Origin of the sequence: Paracoccus mutanolyticus, from assembly GCF_003285265.1 — a bacterium.
GTDB classification, from domain to species: Bacteria; Pseudomonadota; Alphaproteobacteria; order Rhodobacterales; family Rhodobacteraceae; genus Paracoccus; species Paracoccus yeei.
Genome location: NZ_CP030239.1, coordinates 432,042 through 447,612 on the forward strand (window position 1 = coordinate 432,042; position 15,571 = coordinate 447,612).

Sequence of the window (15,571 nt, forward strand, 5' to 3'; positions counted from 1 at the left end):
AGGCCGCTCACCACGGTTCCAGCACGCGCAGGCGCGGCAGGTGGTACCGGCGGGTCCGCAGCGCCAGCGCCTCGGGGGCGGCGCGGTCCGCGCCCTCGCCCGCGATGATGGGCAGGTCGCCCCGCACGTCCCGCGACGTGGCCGAGGCGACGCGGTGCCCGGTCTTGTCCAGCAGCTCGATCCCGCGGGCGTGGCGCCACAGCACGGCGGGGACGCGTTCGGTCACCACCGCAGACAGGATGCCGCCCGGCTTGATGCGCAGGTCCACCGCCTCGACCGCGTCCAGCTTGAGCACGCGTTCGCGCAGGCTTTCCAGGTCGATGTCGAAGCTCGAGGCCGGCAGGTCCACCGGCAGCATCGCGCGCAGGCCCTTGTCGACGACCGCCGAGGCGCCCTCGATCTCCATGCTGTGGACCAGGAAGGCCTCGCGGTTCTGGATGCGGTCGACGATGCCGTCGATGCCCGCCGACAGATGGGCGCGGCGGGTTTCGTCGGACAGCCAGATGCCCGCGACCAGCGCCGCCATGAAGGCCGGCAGGCCGATGCGCACCAGCCGCCGGATCAGCGGCCGCAGCATCATCCGGTTCAGCCGATAGGCTAGGCGCGACGGCGCGGGGTCGCGGCGCACGGCCGTCTTGGGCGCGGGGCGCGCGGGCACCGGGCGGACGGGCGCGGGACGGGCCGCCCCGCCCTCGGCCGGGCGTGGCCCGAAGGGGTTCAGTCCCGGCATAGCGCCTCCTCGACGATACGGGTGCAAAGCGCGGGAAAGTCCATGCCGACATGCGCCGCCTGTTCGGGCGCAAGCGAGGTGGGCGTCATGCCGGGCTGGGTGTTGGTTTCCAGGATGATGATGCCGTGGCCCCCGCGAAGTACCAGCGGAAATCGCTGCGGCTCAGCCCCGGCATCCCAGGGCATGATGCGCGCGTTCGGCATAGTCGCGGCAGGCGGCGTCGATCTCGGCCGGGACCTGCGCCGGGACCACATGGCGCGAGCCGCCGGGCTTGTATTTCGCATCGTAGTCGTACCAGCCCTCGGTCACGATCTCGGTCACGCCGAGCGCGGTGCCGTCCAGCACCGCGACGGTCAGCTCGCGGCCGGGGGCGTAGGTTTCGACCATGACCCGCGCGGGCATCTGCGGCGACAGCTGCGGGGGCGCGTTGGCGCCGTCGCGAACGATGTAGACCCCGACCGAGGAGCCTTCGCCATTGGGCTTGACCACATAGGGCGGCGGCATGACGTGGCGCGCGCGCACCTCGTCCGCATCGGCGATCAGGCTGTCCAGAACGGGCAGCCCGGCGTCGCGAAAAGCCTGCTTTGCCCGGGACTTGTCCATTGCGAGGGCCGAGGCCAGGACGCCCGAATGGGTATAGCGCAGGCCCATCCATTCCATCAGGCCCTGGACGCAGCCATCCTCGCCCCAGCGGCCGTGCAGGGCGTTGAAGACCACGTCGGGCGCGGCGTCGGCCAGGCGCGCCGGCAGATCGCGGCCCGCGTCGATTTCGATGACCTGATACCCCGCCTGCCGCAGCGCCTTTGCGCATTCATGCCCGCTGGACAAGGACACCTCGCGTTCCGCCGAGGGGCCGCCCATCAGGACTGCGACTTTCGGGGCCGAACTGCTCGCCCTGCCCGCCAAATTCTGCCTCATCGTCCCGGTTGATCCGGGTTCGGGGACAAGGATAGCCGCTTGGCCCCATCCACAAAAGAGGCATTTCGCGCCAGAGGCGATTTTTCGCGGTTTTTTCTTGGCGGGGCGGCGGCTTACGGCTCGCCCACGCGAATGACCTCCCAGGCGAGATCGTGGCCCGAGGATTCGCGGACGCGGTCGCGGACCAGTTCGCCCAGGGCCTCAAGCTCGGCGGCGGTGGCGCCACCGGCGTTCAGCAGGAAATTGGGGTGTTTTTCCGACATCTGCGCCCCGCCCAGACGGTGGCCGCGCAGGCCCGCCGCGTCGATCAGCGACCAGGCCTTGAGATCGTGGGAATCGTCGGCCCGCCCGGTCGAGGAATAGCCCGCCGGGTTGCGGAAGGTCGAGCCGGCGCTGCGGTCGCGGGTCGGCTGGCTGGCGTCGCGGCGCGCCAGCTGATCCTGCATTTTCGCTGCCAGATCAGCGGGTTCGCCGCGGTTTGCGCGAAAGGTGGCGCGGGTCAGGACGCAGCCCGGGGGCAGTTCGGAGTGGCGATAGGCCAGCGCCAGGTCGGCGGCGGGAATGTCGAGGAGCCCGCCGTCGCGGGCCACGGCCCGGACCGAGACCAGATGATCGGCCACATAGCTGCCATAGCAGCCCGCGTTCATGCGGACCGCGCCGCCGATGCTGCCGGGGATGGTGCGCAGGAAGGTCAGGTCCAGCCCGGCCTCGGCCGCGCGGCGGGCGACGTGCGCATCCAGCGCCGCCGCCCCTGCGGTGACGGTTTCGCCAGCGATTTCAATGGCGTTGAAGCCGCGCCCCAGGCGGATGACCACGCCGCGGATACCGCCGTCGCGCACGATCAGGTTCGAGCCGACGCCCATCGCAAAGACCGGGATCGCGGGGTCGAGCGCGGCCAGGAAATCGGCCAGGTCCTGTTCGTCGGCGGGCTGGAACAGCCAGTCGGCCGGCCCGCCCACGCGCAGCCAGGTCAGGTCGGCCAGGGGGCGGTTCGGGGTCAGGGCCCCGCGCGGGGTGGGAAGCGTCTGGGTCATGGATCGGGTCGTTAATCGGCGTTGCGCGGGGCGTCAATCGGGCGGGCGTTGCGGGCCGGTGACAGGGCGGTGCGGGCGGTGCGAAAATGCCAGCAAACGCAGGGATTTTCGCTGTGATCCGGGTGCACGGGGCGTACACCGCGCGTACACAGGGCGTACACCGGAATTCGCGCCCCTTTCAGGGCGTGCTGTGCGGACGGCGGCGGCGGCGCAGGCTTTCCAGCGGCGGCCAGACCAGCAGCGACAGGCCGAGCGCCAGGAACAGCACGCCAAAGCCCGGCCCGCAGATCAGCGTGAGCCAGCCCAGGACCGGAACCCCGCAGACCACCAGCGCGAACAGGCAGGGCGGACGGCGGCGCATCCGCACCAGCGGCAGCAGGCAGGCCAGCGCCGCCCAGAGCAAGGCCAGCCCGAAGGCGAGGCCCGGATATTGGGTCAGCGCGGTCATGCCGCTTTCTCGGTCATGCGCTCGGGCAGGTTGTTGGCCCAGGTCGAGATTGTGCCGGCGCCGAGGCAGACCACCATGTCGCCCGGCCGGGCCTGTTCGCGCACCAGCCGCTCCAGGTCGCCTTCGTCGATGACGGCGCGGGCGTGGCGGTGGCCGTGGGCGATCAGCCCGGCGACCAGATCGTCGCGGGACGCGCCGGGGATCGGATCCTCGCCCGCGGCATAGACCTCGGCGATGCCGACCACATCGGCCTCGTTGAAGCAGGTGCAGAAATCGTCGAACAGGCTGGAGAGCCGCGAATAGCGGTGCGGCTGGTGCACGGCGATGACGCGGCCCTTGGTGGCCTGGCGCGCGGCTTTCAGCACGGCGGCGATTTCCACCGGATGGTGGCCGTAATCGTCGATGATGGTGACGCCGTTCACCTCGCCCACGCGGGTGAAGCGGCGGCCCACCCCGCCGAACTTGGCCAGCGCCTCGCGGATCTGGGCGCGCTTCATGCCCAGGTGGCGGGCGACGGCGACGGCGGCCAGCGCGTTCGACACGTTGTGATCGCCCGGCATCGGCAGGGTGCAGCCCTGGATCACCGGCACCTCGCCATCGTTCAGCGCCGATTCGCCCTGCAGCGCGATGTCGAAATGCGCCACGCCGTTTTCATAGGTCAGGTTGATCGCCCGCACGTCGGCCTGGGCGTTGAAGCCGAAGGTCACCACGCGGCGGTCGGTGGTGCGGCCGACCAGGGCCTGCACCTCGGGGTGGTCGGTGCAGCAGACCGCAAGGCCGTAGAAGGGGATGTTCGAGACGAAATCCTGGAAGCCCTTCCTGAGCGCGTCGAAACTGCCCCAGTGCTCCATATGCTCGGGGTCGATGTTGGTGACGATGGCGATGGTCGCGGGCAGGCGGTTGAAGCTGCCGTCGCTTTCGTCCGCCTCGACCACCATCCATTCGCCGGCCCCGGCGCGGGCGTTCGAGCCATAGGCGTGGATCACGCCGCCGTTGATGACGGTCGGATCGAAGCCGCCCGCGTCCAGCAGGGTGGCGACCATCGTGGTCGTGGTGGTCTTGCCATGCGTGCCGGCGATGGCCACGTTCGAGCGCAGGCGCATCAGTTCCGCCAGCATCTCGGCCCGGCGCACGATGGGCAGGCCGCGGCGGCGCGCCTCCTCAAGCTCGGGGTTGCCCTTCTTGATGGCGGTCGAGATCACCACCACGCCGGCCTCGCCGATGTTTTCGGCGCGCTGGCCTTCGAACACGGTGGCGCCGAGGCTTTCCAGCCGGTCGGTGATCTTGGAGCGTTTCGCGTCCGAGCCCTGGACCCGGTAGCCCAGCGTCATCAGCACCTCGGCGATGCCCGACATGCCGATGCCGCCGATGCCGATGAAATGGATCGGGCCAAGCTCGCCCGGAAGTTTGGTCGCTGCGTTCATCGGGAAAGGTCCGTTACAGAGCTGCAAGGCGCGCGGCCGCGTCGGGGCGGCCAAGCGTCAGCGCCGCCGCTGCCTCGAGGTCGCGCGGGCCGGGTCGGAAAGAATGTCGCGGATGTCGCGCCTGAGGCTGTCGGCGTCAAGCACGGATTCGGGCAGCAGGATCGCCGCGCCCGATTCGGCCAGCGCCCGGGCGTTGGCGGTCTGGTGATCGCCCGTTGCCGCCGCATAGGGGATCAGGATGGCCGGACGCCCGATCACGGTGATGTCGGCGATGGAGGAGGCCCCTGCCCGGCTGACGACCAGCTGCGCCCGCGCCAGCCGGTCGGGCACGTCGTCGAAGAAGGGCTGCACCTCGGCCCGGATGCCGGCGGCATCATAGGCGCGGGCGACGGGTTCGGCGTCCTGGCCCGTGCCTGGTGGCTGACGTGCAAGCGGGCGCGCAGGTCGGGATCGAGCCCGGCAAGGGCCTGGGGCACGGTCTGCGACAGCACCCGCGCGCCCTGGCTGCCGCCGATCACCAGCAGGTTCAGGGCACCGTCGCCGGGGGGCGCATAGGGCGCCGCCGCGCGGTCGAGTACGGCCCGGCGCACCGGGTTGCCGCTGTGGGTGCCGGTGACGCCCGGCGGCAGGCGCGCGGGCCAGGTGCCGCAGGCCACCGCCTGGACGCGGCGCGCGAAGGCCGCGTTCACGCGCCCCATGATGCCGTTCTGTTCGTGGATCATGCGCGGCACGCCCAGCGCCAGCGCCGCCGACATGGCCGGGATGGTCGGATAGCCGCCAAAGCCCACCACCACCGCCGGCCGGTCTGCGCGCATGGCGCGCGCCGCGGCCAGGATGCCCGTGCCGATGCGCGGCAGCACCGCGAGTTTCGCAAGCGGCCCGCCGCGCGCCGTGGTGGCCGAGCTGACGATTTCGCGCGCGACCTGGGTCGGGAAGGCGCCGGCATAGCGCGCGCCGCGCTCGTCGGTCGAAAGCTTGACCCGCCAGCCGCGCGCCAGCAGCACCTCGGCCAGGGATTGGGCGGGGAACATGTGCCCCCCGGTGCCGCCCGCGGCGATCAGGCAAAGCGGCGCGGTCATCCCCGTCTGCGCCCCAGCACGTCGCCCATCAGGCCCTGCGGCCGGGTCCGGGTCAGCGCCAGCAGCATGCCGACCGCGATGCCCGAGGCGATGACCGAGGAGCCGCCGTAGCTGACGAAGGGCAGCGTCATGCCCTTGGCCGGCAGCAGGCGCACGGCGACGCCCATGTTGATGAGCGCCTGCACGCCGAAGGCGCAGGCCAGCCCGGTGCCCGCGATGCGCACGAAGGGGTCGCGTTCGTCGCGCAGCCGCATCAGCGAGCGCACGACCACGGTGCCGTAAAGGACGAGGATCGCGATGACCATGATGAGGCCGTATTCCTCGGCCGCGACGGCGATGATGAAGTCGGTATGCGCATCGGGCAGCGACCATTTGACCGAGCCCTCGCCGACGCCGACGCCGAAGAAGCCGCCCTCCTGGATGGCGTTGGTGGCATAGCCGATCTGGGTGCGGGGATCGACTTCGGCCGCGAGGAAGCCGTCGATGCGGCGGGCGAAGTGCTCGGACGCGTTGTAGGCGAAGAAGGCGCCCACCGTAGCCACTTCCGATTCTGAACAGGATAGGACATCAGATCGTGATTAACCCCACCCCTTTGTTGAAGCTAGGAACGTCGCTTGACAGTATTGGACTGAAAGACTGCTCACACGACGAAGGCCGCAATGTAATAGACCCGGCCCGGGGGGCCGCCGACCTCCTGGCTGGCGGCCATGAACCAGGCGCAGATCGCGACGAAGCAGGGCTTGAGGAATTCCGAGGGCTGGATCGACATGCCGCCCGGCAGCCGCAGCCAGCGCACCGCGCCCTTGCCGAAATCGGTGCCGACGAAGGGCAGAAGCACGATGGCCGTGATCGCGATGGCAAAGCCCAGGACGCCGATGCGCCGCACCTGGCGCGGCGAGAAGGTCGAGACGACGACCATCATCGCCATCGCCGCGCCGCCGAACACCGCCTGGCGGATGACATAGTAGAACTGCGGCAGGTTGTTCTTTTCCGCCAGCGGCACCGAGGCCGCGAGCCCCAGGAGCAGCCCGATGGCGAACAGGCCCAGCACGCAGGCCAGCGACCATCGGTCGACCGTGCGCCACCAACGGGGAAGAATCGGATCACCAGCCCGCACGGGCGTGGTGCCAAAGACCATCTCGGTCATGGGGATACCGCCGTCACTGCCTCAAGTTCAGGGCCCTGCGGGTGGTCCCGCCGGGCTGCCCGGTTTTCCGGGTCTGTGGGCGATCATAGCGCGATTGTGGCCGGCGCGCTACAACGGATTTATTTCCGCAGCACCGCCCGCAGGATGCAAAAGGCGCGCGGTCCCCTGCCGCGCGCCTGGACGTTCATCGGCCCGATCCGGGGCCTGATCCGGCGCGGCTCAGGCGCCCGAGGGCGGCGGGGGGCTGTCGCCGCGCGTACGCCACAGCGACCAGGCGACACCCGCGCCGAGGATGGCGAAGGTGATGCCCAGCGACACGGCCGGCGGGAATTTCTCGAGCCCCATCAGGTCGGCCAGGAACACCTTGGAGCCGATGAAGATCAACAGGATCGCCAGCGCCTGCTTGAGATATTCGAAGCGGTGGATGATCGCCGCCAGCGCAAAGAACAGCGCCCTGAGGCCGAGGATGGCGAAGATGTTCGAGGTGTAGACGATATAGGGGTCGGTGGTGATGGCAAAGACCGCCGGCACCGAGTCGACGGCAAAGATGACGTCCGCGATCTCGATCATGACCAGCGCCAGCAGCAGGGGCGTGGCAAAGCGGCGGATGCGCCCGGTCCTGAGTCTTGCTGCTTGACGATGATTGGGAAATGGCCGTCAAGCGACGGAGGGGCATGCGGCGGCGCAGGAACTTCAGCACCGGGTTCGAGGCCATGTCATGTTCCTTGTCGCCCACGAACAGCATCTTGAAGCCGGTGAGGATCAGGAAGGCGGCGAAGATGTAAAGGATCCAGCTGTATTCGGCGATCAGCGTGGCACCGACACCGATCATGATGGCGCGCAGCACGATCACGCCCAGGATGCCCCAGAACAGCACCCGGTGCTGATAGCGGCGCGGGATCGACAGGGTGGCAAAGATCAGCGCGATGACAAAGACGTTGTCCATTGCCAGCGTCTTTTCGACCACGAAGGCGGTCATGTATTCGGCGGCCGGCTCGGCGCCCAGCTGATACCAGACGAAGCCCCCGAAGAGCACGCCCAGCGTGATGTAGAAGGCCGAGAGCCTGAGGCTTTCGGCGACGCCGATCTCATGCTCCTTGCGGTTCAGCACGCCGAGGTCGAAGGCCAGCAGCGCCGCGACGAGGGCAAGGAAGGTGAGCCACAGCCAGATCGGCGTGCCCATAAACAGTGTCAGATAGAAAGGTTCCACGGTCAGGCTCCACATTGGTCGCTGAACACCAAGCCGGGACAGGGGGGAATCGGTTCCGGGCTGGCATCGAGCAGGCTCGATGCGGTCCGACATCGCGACATCATGTCGCCAGAGGGGCCCGGTCCGCGCATTCCAGATGGGGATCGCAGCCGCAGGCGCAACCCCCGCGGGAGCAAAATCTGCCAAGGCGCGGCGGATGCGGTTTGCGCTGCCCCTTTTCCTCGGCCCGTGACAGGACTAACTGTCCCCTGCCCCCAGGAGAGGATGGCCCATGCTTTACAACACCCAGGCCGAATGGCTGGCGGCGCCGCGCAAGCGGGTGCTTTTCTTTGGCATGTCGGGCCTGGGCAAGACGCATCTGGCCTCGATGCTGCGCGGCTCGGGCGCTGGTCCATACTCGGTCGATCACCGCATCGTCCGCGGTCTGGAGGTCGTGACGCCGAACACCTGCTGGACGCCGGCACTGGCGATGAAGGTGCCGTAGAGATCCTTCAGCTGGCTCTTGCTGTCGGATTCGGTCTATATCGCCAGCAACATCACCTTTGAAAACCTGGCGCCGCTGTCCACCTATCTGGGCAAGCCCGGCAGCGAGACGCGGGGCGGGCTGCCGTTCCAGGAATACATGCGCCGCCAGGACCAGCACCGCATGGCCGAGATCGCGGCGCTGCTGGACAGCGGCCATTTCATCCGGCGGGCGCAGGACATCTACGGGCTGGCGCATTTCGTCTGCGATTCGGGCGGCTCGGTCTGCGAGGTGGTGGACCCCTTCGCCGCGACCGACCCCGTGCTGGACGCGCTGGCACGCGACCTGCTGCTGGTCTGGATCAAGGGCTCGGACGCGCATACCGAGGAGCTGGTGCGCCGTTTCGACCGCGCGCCCAAGCCCATGTACTATCAGCCCGATTTCCTGGACCGGGCCTGGACCGCCTATCGCGTCGAGAAGGGCCTGGCCGAGGACGAGGTCAATCCCGACGCATTCATCCGCTGGACCTATGCCCGCGCCCTGGCCCATCGCCAGCCCCGGTATGCCGCGATGGCGCGGCGCGGCGTGACGCTGCTGGCCGAGGAGGTCGCCGGGGTCAGGAGCCCCGAGGACCTGATCGGGCTGATCGGCGACGCTATCGACAGAAAGGACGCATGATGCCCATTACCCTTCCGAATGACCTGCCCGCCTTCGACATCCTGTCGAACGAAGGCGTCATGGTCATGTCGCCGGGGCGTGCGGCGACCCAGGACATCCGCCCCCTGCGCATCGGGCTGCTGAACCTGATGCCCAAGAAGATCCAGACCGAGAACCAGTTCGCCCGGCTGATCGGCGCGACGCCCCTGCAGATCGACTTCCAGCTGATCCGCATGTCGGACCACGAAAGCCGCAACACCGCCGCCGACCACCTGCAAAGCTTCTACCGCCGCTTCAGCGAGGTCGAGGCGACCGGCGAAAAGTTCGACGGGCTCATCATCACGGGCGCGCCGATCGAGCACCTGCCCTTCGACCAGGTGACCTACTGGGACGAATTGACGCGGGTCTTCGAATGGACCCGGACGCATGTGCATTCGACCTTCGGCGTGTGCTGGGGCGGCATGGCGATGGCGTGGTATTTTCACGGGCTGGAAAAGCACCTGCTGGCGCAAAAGGCCTTCGGCTGCTTCCGGCACCGCAACCTGGCGCCGTCCAGCCCCTATCTGCGCGGCTTTTCCGACGACGTGCTGGTCCCCGTCAGCCGCTGGACCGAGGTGCGCCAGGCCGAGGTGGACGCCTGCCCGGGGCTGCGCACGCTGATCGCCTCGGACCAGGTCGGGCCCTGCCTGCTGGAGGATCCCGCGCACCGGGCGCTTTATGTCTTCAACCATTTCGAATACGATAGCACGACGCTGAAGGACGAATACGACCGCGACGTGCTGGCCGGAAAGCCCATCGACGTGCCGGTGAACTATTACCCCGACGACGACCCGTCCCAGGCCCCGACAAACCGCTGGCGCAGCCATGCCCATCTGCTTTACGGCAACTGGATCAACGAGATCTACCAGACGACCTGGTACGACATCACCCGCATCGGAGAGGGCTGAATGGCACGCAAGGACAGCAAGGCCCTGACCCAGGACCATCCCGACCTGCCCTTCGTCGGCGCCATCTCGCGCTATCTTGAGGAGGCGGCGCCGCAGCCGGTGCGCAAGGCGGTGCTGGCGGCCAAGGGCGACGCCATCCTGGACCCGCCCTACCCCTATGACGCGGTGCTGAAGTCGCGCGACTACGACGCGCATATGGCGGCGCTGCAACTGCAGCTGGTGCGACTGATGCGCGACGTGATCCACACCGGCAAGCGGCTGGTGGTGATCTTCGAGGGCCGCGACGCCGCCGGCAAGGGCGGCACCATCGAGCGCGTGCGCGAGAACCTGAACCCGCGCTCGGCCTATATCGTGGCGCTGCCCAGGCCCAACGAGCGCGAGGCGGGGCAATGGTATTTCCAGCGCTATGTCGACTGGCTGCCGGGCCGGGGCGAAATCGCGCTGTTCGACCGCAGCTGGTACAACCGCAGCGTGGTCGAGCGCGTCTTCGGCTTTTCGAGCGATGCGCAGCGCGAGACCTTCTTCCGCCAGCTGCCGCTGTTCGAGAATGTCCTGGTCGACGACGGCATCATCCTGGTCAAGCTGTGGCTGAACGTCAGCCGGGCCGAACAGCTGAACCGCTTCCTGCAACGCGAACGCGACCCGCTGAAGCAGTGGAAGCTGAGCGCGATCGACGTGGACGGGCTGGCGAAATGGGACGACTATACCGCCGCCATCCGCGACACGCTGACGCGCAGCCATTCGGGCATCGCGCCCTGGACGGTGATCCGCGCCGACGACAAGCGGCGGGCGCGGATCGCGGCGATCCAGGCGATCCTGCATGCGGTGGATTTTGCCGGCCGCGACGATGCGGTGATCGGCCGGCCCGATCCCGCCATCCTGGGCGGGCCCGAGATGCTGGCCGGCTGACAGACCCTGCGCGGCCACGGCTTGCGGCAGGACCGGGGGGCGGCTAGCCTGCCCGGATCAGGCCACACCCATACCCAAAGGACACAGATGACACTCCTGCGCTCCTCCGCTGCCGCGCTGCTGCTTTCGGGCAGCGTGCTTGCCGTCCCCGCCCTTGCCGCCGACCCCGAGCTGACCGTCTTCGACTGGGCGGGATTCGAGGAGCCGGTGATCTTCCAGGGCTATGTCGACAAATACGGCGACAGCCCCACCTTCGCCTTCTACGGCGATGACGACGAGGCCTATCAGAAGCTCGCATCGGGCTTCAAGGCGGACGTGGCGCATCCCTGTTCGCAGATGGTGTCGAAATATCGCGACGCCGGGCTGATCGAGCCCTGGGACGTGTCGCGCATTCCCGCCTTTTCGACCATCGACCCCAGCTTCCTGCATTCGCCGATCTTCAAGGACGACACCGGGGTCTGGTACATCCCGACCGACTGGGGCGCGACCGCCATCGCCTACAACAAGGACACCGTGCCGGCCGAGGACGTGGCCAGCCTGAACGTCTTCATCGACCCGAAATACCAGGGCCGCACCAGCCTGCCCGATTCGGCGGACGACGTCTGGGCGCTGGCCTATCTGGCGACGGGCACCGCGGACTGGACCAAGGTCACCGACGAGCAGTTCAAGGCCGCCGCCGACTGGCTGCGCCAGGCGCACCAGAACGTCGCCGCCTACTGGGCCGACCCGTCCGAACAGGCGCAGCTGATGGCTTCGGGCGCGGTGGACGTGGCCTGGTCCTGGAACGACGGCGTGGTGCTGCTGAAGAACGACGGCTTCCCGGTCGGCTTCCAGCGCGCTCCGAAAGAGGGCTCCTCGACCTTCTTCTGCGGCTTCATCAACCTCAAGAACGGGCCGGGCAACGAAGACAAGGCCTATGACTTCATCAACGCCTGGCTTGCCCCGCCGGCGGCCAAGGGGCTTCTGGACACGATCGGCTACGGCCACACCTCGACCGTCGCGATGGACACGATCAGGGACGAGCCCGCGGTGAAGGAGGGCCTGTCCCCGGTCGACGCCCCGATCCTGGCCCAGACCCCGAACGACCCCGAGCAGCGCGAGAAGCAGCTGGCCGAGTTCGAGAAGATCAAGGCCGGGTTCTGACGCCCCGCACCGCGCAGCCGCCGCGCCGGCGGCACGGCCGCCTGGGTATTTGGAAAACGGTGAAGGCCGGGCGCGCCGCTTCGGCTTTCACCGTTCGAGAAATACCCCAAGGGGTGAATTGGCCCGCAAGGCGGGACAAGAGGGGAACGGCGTTCCCCTCTCTTGCGCCCCGCGATGGCGCCGCCTATATTCGAAGCGTCCGGGTTCGCCCGGACTATGGACATAAACGCGCAGGTAATAAGCGGATCGGACCCGGGGGCGGTACCCGGCGACTCCACCAAACTCCCTCGTTGGGGGCACCTGGGGTCGAAACAGGATCGACGAACGTCTAAAGCTGTTTGCTTTGTCCCGGTGAGCTACCACCGTTATCGGTGCGATATGTACAGTTGCCAACGACAACCGTGCTCCGGTCGCTCTGGCTGCGTAAGCAGCTCGGGTAACCGAAAACTAAGCCCTTGCGCCTAGCAGCGTAAGGCGGGGCCCGCAGGAGCCTGGCAACAGAATCCTGCACCTTCCCCTCTCCTTGCTCGCCTTATCTTCTGGCAATTTTCCGCGTTCGGCCCTATCTCCGTGGCCATGCAAGGGAATGTTGCCATGAAAGACCTGACCACCTCCGACGCGGATGCGCTGATCGCGGAGCTGGGCGCGCGGGCGCGCAATGCCGCCCTGGCCCTGGCCGAGGCCAGCGCCGAGCGCAAGCATGCCGCGCTGATCGGCGCCGCCGAGGCGCTGCGCGAGTCCGAGGACGCGATCCTGGACGCCAACACGCTGGACATGGATTTCGCCCGCGAAAAGGGGCTGAGCCCGGCCATGCTGGACCGGTTGAAACTGGACCCGGCGCGGGTCCGCGCCATGGCCGAGGGGCTGCGCGCCGTGGCCGAGAAGGCCGATCCGGTGGGCCGGGTGCTGGCGGAATGGGACCGGCCGAACGGGCTGCACATCCGGCGCGTGGCCACCCCCCTGGGCGTCATCGGGGTGATCTATGAAAGCCGGCCGAACGTCACCGCGGATGCGGCGGGTCTGGCGCTGAAGGCCGGGAACGCGGTCATCCTGCGCGGCGGCTCGGAAAGCCTGCACAGTTCGGCCGCGATCCATGCGGCGCTGGTGCGGGGCCTGACCCAGGCCGGCCTGCCCGAGGCGGCGGTCCAGATCGTGCCCACGCGCGACCGTGCGGCGGTGGCCGCCCTGCTGCGCGCCCAGGGGCTGATCGACGTGATCGTGCCGCGCGGCGGCAAGGGGCTGGTGGGGCTGGTGCAGCGCGAGGCGCGGGTCCCGGTCTTTGCCCATCTGGAGGGGATCTGCCACGTCTATGCCGACGGCGATGCGGATCTGGCCAAGGCGCGGCGCGTCGTCCTGAACGCCAAGACCCGGCGCACCGGCATCTGCGGCGCGGCCGAGTGCCTGCTGATCGACCGCCGCTTTTATGCCGAGCACGGGCCCGTGCTGATCCAGGACCTGCTGGACGCCGGCGTCGAGGTCCGGGCCGGGGGCGAACTGGCTCGGTTCCGGGCACCGTCCCCGCCCAGCCCGACGATTTCGGGCAGGAGTTCCTGGACAAGATCATCGCCGCGACCCTGGTCGATGGCGTCGAGGGGGCGATCGCCCATATCCGCCGCCACGGCTCGGGGCACACGGAATCGATCCTGACGGAAAACGACGCCACCGCCGAGCGCTTCTTCAAGGGCCTGGACAGCGCCATCCTGATGCGCAACGCCTCGACCCAGTTCGCGGACGGCGGCGAATTCGGGATGGGCGCGGAGATCGGCATCGCCACGGGCAAGATGCATGCGCGCGGCCCCGTGGGCGCCGAGCAACTGACCAGCTTCAAGTATCTGGTCACCGGCGACGGCAGCATCCGCGCGTGACGCAGCGCCTGCTGCATGGGGACGCGCACCATCGGGTGACGCTGTTCCCGGGGCCCGCCGGCAGCCGGCGGGCGGTGGTCTGCTTTGAGCCGGGGCGCGAGCGGATGGCGGGGTTCGAGCCCGCCGCAGCCCCGCATTTCGCCGCGCGGCTGGGGCTGGACGCGCTGGTCGTGCAGACCGCGCGGCGCGACTGGTTCCTGTCGCCCGCCAGCCCGGCGCTGGCCGCCGCGTTGCGCCGGGCCACGGTGGGCTATGCCGAGGTCTGCCTGAGCGGCTTTTCCATGGGCGGCTATGGCGCGCTGCTGTATTCGGCGGCCTGCCACGGGGTCCGGGCCATGGTCGTGTCGCCGCAATACTGCATCGATCCCGCCGTCGCCCCCTGGGACCCCGGGCGGCACGACAAGTTCCGCCGCATCGGCCAGCCCATGCCCCTGCCCCAGTCCCAAGGCGACCCGCGGCTTGGAGGAATTGTGCTTTATGACCCGGCGATCGCCGATGCCGATCATGTGCGCCATGTGCTGAAGGCGCCCGCCATGCCGGCGTCGCCCTGCCGCATGGCGGCCACCCGGCCAGCGGCGTCCTGGGCGAGGCGGGCCGCGTCGGCCGCATCGCCGAGATGGTGATCGCGGACCGGATCGACGGGGCGGCGCTGCGCGACCTGCACCGCCGGGCGAGCTGCAACTCGGCCCGGTACCGGCTGAGCCTTGCCCTGGCCGGGGCCGCGCGCCACGGCGCCCGCGCCCTGCCGGTCCTGGCCGAACTGGCCCGGACAGCCGCCCCCCGCCTGCGGCTGGACGCCGGGCTGCCTTGTTGCCGCGGACCGCGAGCAGGGCATCGCCGCGCTGCTGCAGCTGCTGGACGGCACGCCCGAGGCCCCCAGGGCCTGGGCGGGCCGGATCGAGCGCGCGCTGGCGTCCTAGAAGGAAATCTCGCCGCCCGTCTCGTCCAGTTCCCAGGCAAGCGGGCGATTGGCCTGGCGCGCAAAGGCGGCCAGCAGGGCGAACTGCACCTCGGAGGGCGCGGGCTCGGTCAGGGCGCGCGGGGCGGCCGCCGCCCGGTCGAGCCAGGCCCAGAGCGCCGGGTCGGACTTGACGCGGGACGATTCCGCGACCAGCCGCCAGCCGCGCGCGCCGCGGCAGATCAGCACGCTGCCGCCCCAGGGCATGGCGGTTTCCAGGCACATGAACGCCAGCAGGATCATCCGCGCCTCGGTCCGGGGCAGGTCGCCCGGCGCGTCCAGCCTGACCCGGATGCGCCCCGCCTTGTCGGCATCGCCCAGAAGCCCGGCCAGTTCCGTCAGCGCGATGCGCTGGTCGGGGGCGGCGTGGCCGAAGGCCATGCGGAACCAGCGGATGCGCGCCCGCGCCGCCTGCACGCTTTCGGCGACAAGCTGCATTTCGGCGCTTTTGGCGATGCCCGGAAAATCGCCGGACAGCTGCAGAAGCTCGAGCCCGTTGCCGATGGCCCCGAGCGGCGAGACGAGATCGTGGCAGAGACGCGAACCGACCAGCGCGGCAAGGCGCTCGGCCTCGACCCCCGGATGATCCTCGGAGCGGCGGATTGTAATGTCGTCCATGAGTGACTAGCCTAATTGAGC

General features: G+C 69.2%; 11 protein-coding genes, 1 other RNA gene and 5 pseudogenes. 8 read left to right on the forward strand and 9 right to left on the reverse strand.

The window, feature by feature from the left end:
* Positions 1-7 precede the first annotated feature (7 nt).
* The 8 genes and pseudogenes from DPM13_RS02465 to DPM13_RS27600 all read right to left on the reverse strand — a co-directional run bounded on the left by DPM13_RS02465 (position 8) and on the right by DPM13_RS27600 (position 8,083).
* Positions 8-730 carry a cell division protein FtsQ/DivIB gene (locus DPM13_RS02465; RefSeq protein ID WP_223252302.1) on the reverse strand — a complete coding sequence of 241 codons (723 nt, stop codon included), beginning with the start codon at positions 728-730 and terminating at the stop codon, positions 8-10.
* Positions 718-1,648 (reverse strand): annotated as a pseudogene (locus DPM13_RS02470) (D-alanine--D-alanine ligase). The gene DPM13_RS02465 and the pseudogene DPM13_RS02470 overlap by 13 nt, the downstream one beginning before the upstream one ends.
* Before the next feature lie 113 nt (positions 1,649-1,761).
* The gene (murB, locus tag DPM13_RS02475; RefSeq protein ID WP_112887392.1) at positions 1,762-2,682 is read right to left on the reverse strand and encodes a UDP-N-acetylmuramate dehydrogenase; all 921 of its coding nucleotides are present in this window, start codon (positions 2,680-2,682) and stop codon (positions 1,762-1,764) included.
* 178 nt (positions 2,683-2,860) lie between these two features.
* On the reverse strand, positions 2,861-3,130 hold the full coding sequence (locus DPM13_RS02480; RefSeq protein ID WP_028717826.1) for a DUF2484 family protein: 270 nt from the start codon (positions 3,128-3,130) through the stop codon (positions 2,861-2,863).
* Positions 3,127-4,554, reverse strand: coding sequence for a UDP-N-acetylmuramate--L-alanine ligase (gene murC / locus DPM13_RS02485; protein ID WP_099649960.1), 1,428 nt, complete (start codon positions 4,552-4,554; stop codon positions 3,127-3,129). The genes DPM13_RS02480 and murC overlap by 4 nt, the downstream gene beginning before the upstream one ends.
* A gap of 13 nt (positions 4,555-4,567) precedes the next feature.
* Positions 4,568-5,633 (reverse strand): annotated as a pseudogene (locus DPM13_RS02490) (UDP-N-acetylglucosamine--N-acetylmuramyl-(pentapeptide) pyrophosphoryl-undecaprenol N-acetylglucosamine transferase).
* Positions 5,630-6,780 (reverse strand): annotated as a pseudogene (locus DPM13_RS02495) (FtsW/RodA/SpoVE family cell cycle protein). The pseudogenes DPM13_RS02490 and DPM13_RS02495 overlap by 4 nt, the downstream one beginning before the upstream one ends.
* Before the next feature lie 184 nt (positions 6,781-6,964).
* Positions 6,965-8,083: a TerC family protein gene (locus DPM13_RS27600; protein ID WP_449579242.1), complete on the reverse strand. Its 1,119-nt coding sequence runs from the start codon at positions 8,081-8,083 to the stop codon at positions 6,965-6,967.
* 178 nt (positions 8,084-8,261) lie between these two features.
* Between DPM13_RS27600 and DPM13_RS02505 the strand changes: the two are divergent.
* The 8 genes and pseudogenes from DPM13_RS02505 (at position 8,262) to DPM13_RS02540 (ending at position 14,894) form a co-directional block, all read left to right on the forward strand.
* A pseudogene (locus DPM13_RS02505) lies at positions 8,262-9,131 on the forward strand (ATPase).
* Positions 9,131-10,057, forward strand: a complete 927-nt coding sequence (locus tag DPM13_RS02510) for a homoserine O-succinyltransferase (protein ID WP_028717832.1) — start codon at positions 9,131-9,133, stop codon at positions 10,055-10,057. Before DPM13_RS02505 ends, DPM13_RS02510 begins: the two are co-directional and overlap by 1 nt.
* Positions 10,058-10,966, forward strand: a complete 909-nt coding sequence (ppk2, locus tag DPM13_RS02515; protein ID WP_112887393.1) for a polyphosphate kinase 2 — start codon at positions 10,058-10,060, stop codon at positions 10,964-10,966. It abuts the gene before it with no gap.
* A gap of 87 nt (positions 10,967-11,053) precedes the next feature.
* Positions 11,054-12,109 carry an ABC transporter substrate-binding protein gene (locus tag DPM13_RS02520; RefSeq protein WP_112887394.1) on the forward strand — a complete coding sequence of 352 codons (1,056 nt, stop codon included), beginning with the start codon at positions 11,054-11,056 and terminating at the stop codon, positions 12,107-12,109.
* A gap of 158 nt (positions 12,110-12,267) precedes the next feature.
* Positions 12,268-12,621: a transfer-messenger RNA gene (gene ssrA, locus DPM13_RS02525) on the forward strand.
* A gap of 82 nt (positions 12,622-12,703) precedes the next feature.
* A pseudogene (locus tag DPM13_RS02530) lies at positions 12,704-13,974 on the forward strand (glutamate-5-semialdehyde dehydrogenase).
* Positions 13,971-14,597 (forward strand): hypothetical protein, encoded by a 627-nt coding sequence (locus tag DPM13_RS02535; RefSeq protein WP_112887395.1) that lies wholly within the window; start codon positions 13,971-13,973, stop codon positions 14,595-14,597. Before DPM13_RS02530 ends, DPM13_RS02535 begins: the two are co-directional and overlap by 4 nt.
* Positions 14,598-14,678: 81 nt before the next feature.
* Positions 14,679-14,894 (forward strand): hypothetical protein, encoded by a 216-nt coding sequence (locus DPM13_RS02540; RefSeq protein WP_112887396.1) that lies wholly within the window; start codon positions 14,679-14,681, stop codon positions 14,892-14,894.
* Here the strand turns inward: DPM13_RS02540 and DPM13_RS02545 are convergent.
* Positions 14,891-15,550: a histidine phosphotransferase family protein gene (locus tag DPM13_RS02545; RefSeq protein ID WP_051577664.1), complete on the reverse strand. Its 660-nt coding sequence runs from the start codon at positions 15,548-15,550 to the stop codon at positions 14,891-14,893. The genes DPM13_RS02540 and DPM13_RS02545 overlap by 4 nt on opposite strands.
* Between the last annotated feature and the right edge of the window lie 21 nt (positions 15,551-15,571).

Bases quoted from the DNA above. Each gene is read 5' to 3' on its own strand.
- DPM13_RS02465 (WP_223252302.1), bottom strand. From the start codon at position 730: ATGCCGGGACTGAACCCCTTCGGGCCACGCCCGGCCGAGGGCGGGGCG.
- murB (WP_112887392.1), bottom strand. From the start codon at position 2,682: ATGACCCAGACGCTTCCCACCCCGCGCGGGGCCCTGACCCCGAACCGC.
- DPM13_RS02480 (WP_028717826.1), bottom strand. From the start codon at position 3,130: ATGACCGCGCTGACCCAATATCCGGGCCTCGCCTTCGGGCTGGCCTTG.
- murC (WP_099649960.1), bottom strand. From the start codon at position 4,554: ATGAACGCAGCGACCAAACTTCCGGGCGAGCTTGGCCCGATCCATTTC.
- DPM13_RS27600 (WP_449579242.1), bottom strand. From the start codon at position 8,083: ATGTCGGACCGCATCGAGCCTGCTCGATGCCAGCCCGGAACCGATTCC.
- DPM13_RS02510 (WP_028717832.1), top strand. From the start codon at position 9,131: ATGCCCATTACCCTTCCGAATGACCTGCCCGCCTTCGACATCCTGTCG.
- ppk2 (WP_112887393.1), top strand. From the start codon at position 10,058: ATGGCACGCAAGGACAGCAAGGCCCTGACCCAGGACCATCCCGACCTG.
- DPM13_RS02520 (WP_112887394.1), top strand. From the start codon at position 11,054: ATGACACTCCTGCGCTCCTCCGCTGCCGCGCTGCTGCTTTCGGGCAGC.
- DPM13_RS02545 (WP_051577664.1), bottom strand. From the start codon at position 15,550: ATGGACGACATTACAATCCGCCGCTCCGAGGATCATCCGGGGGTCGAG.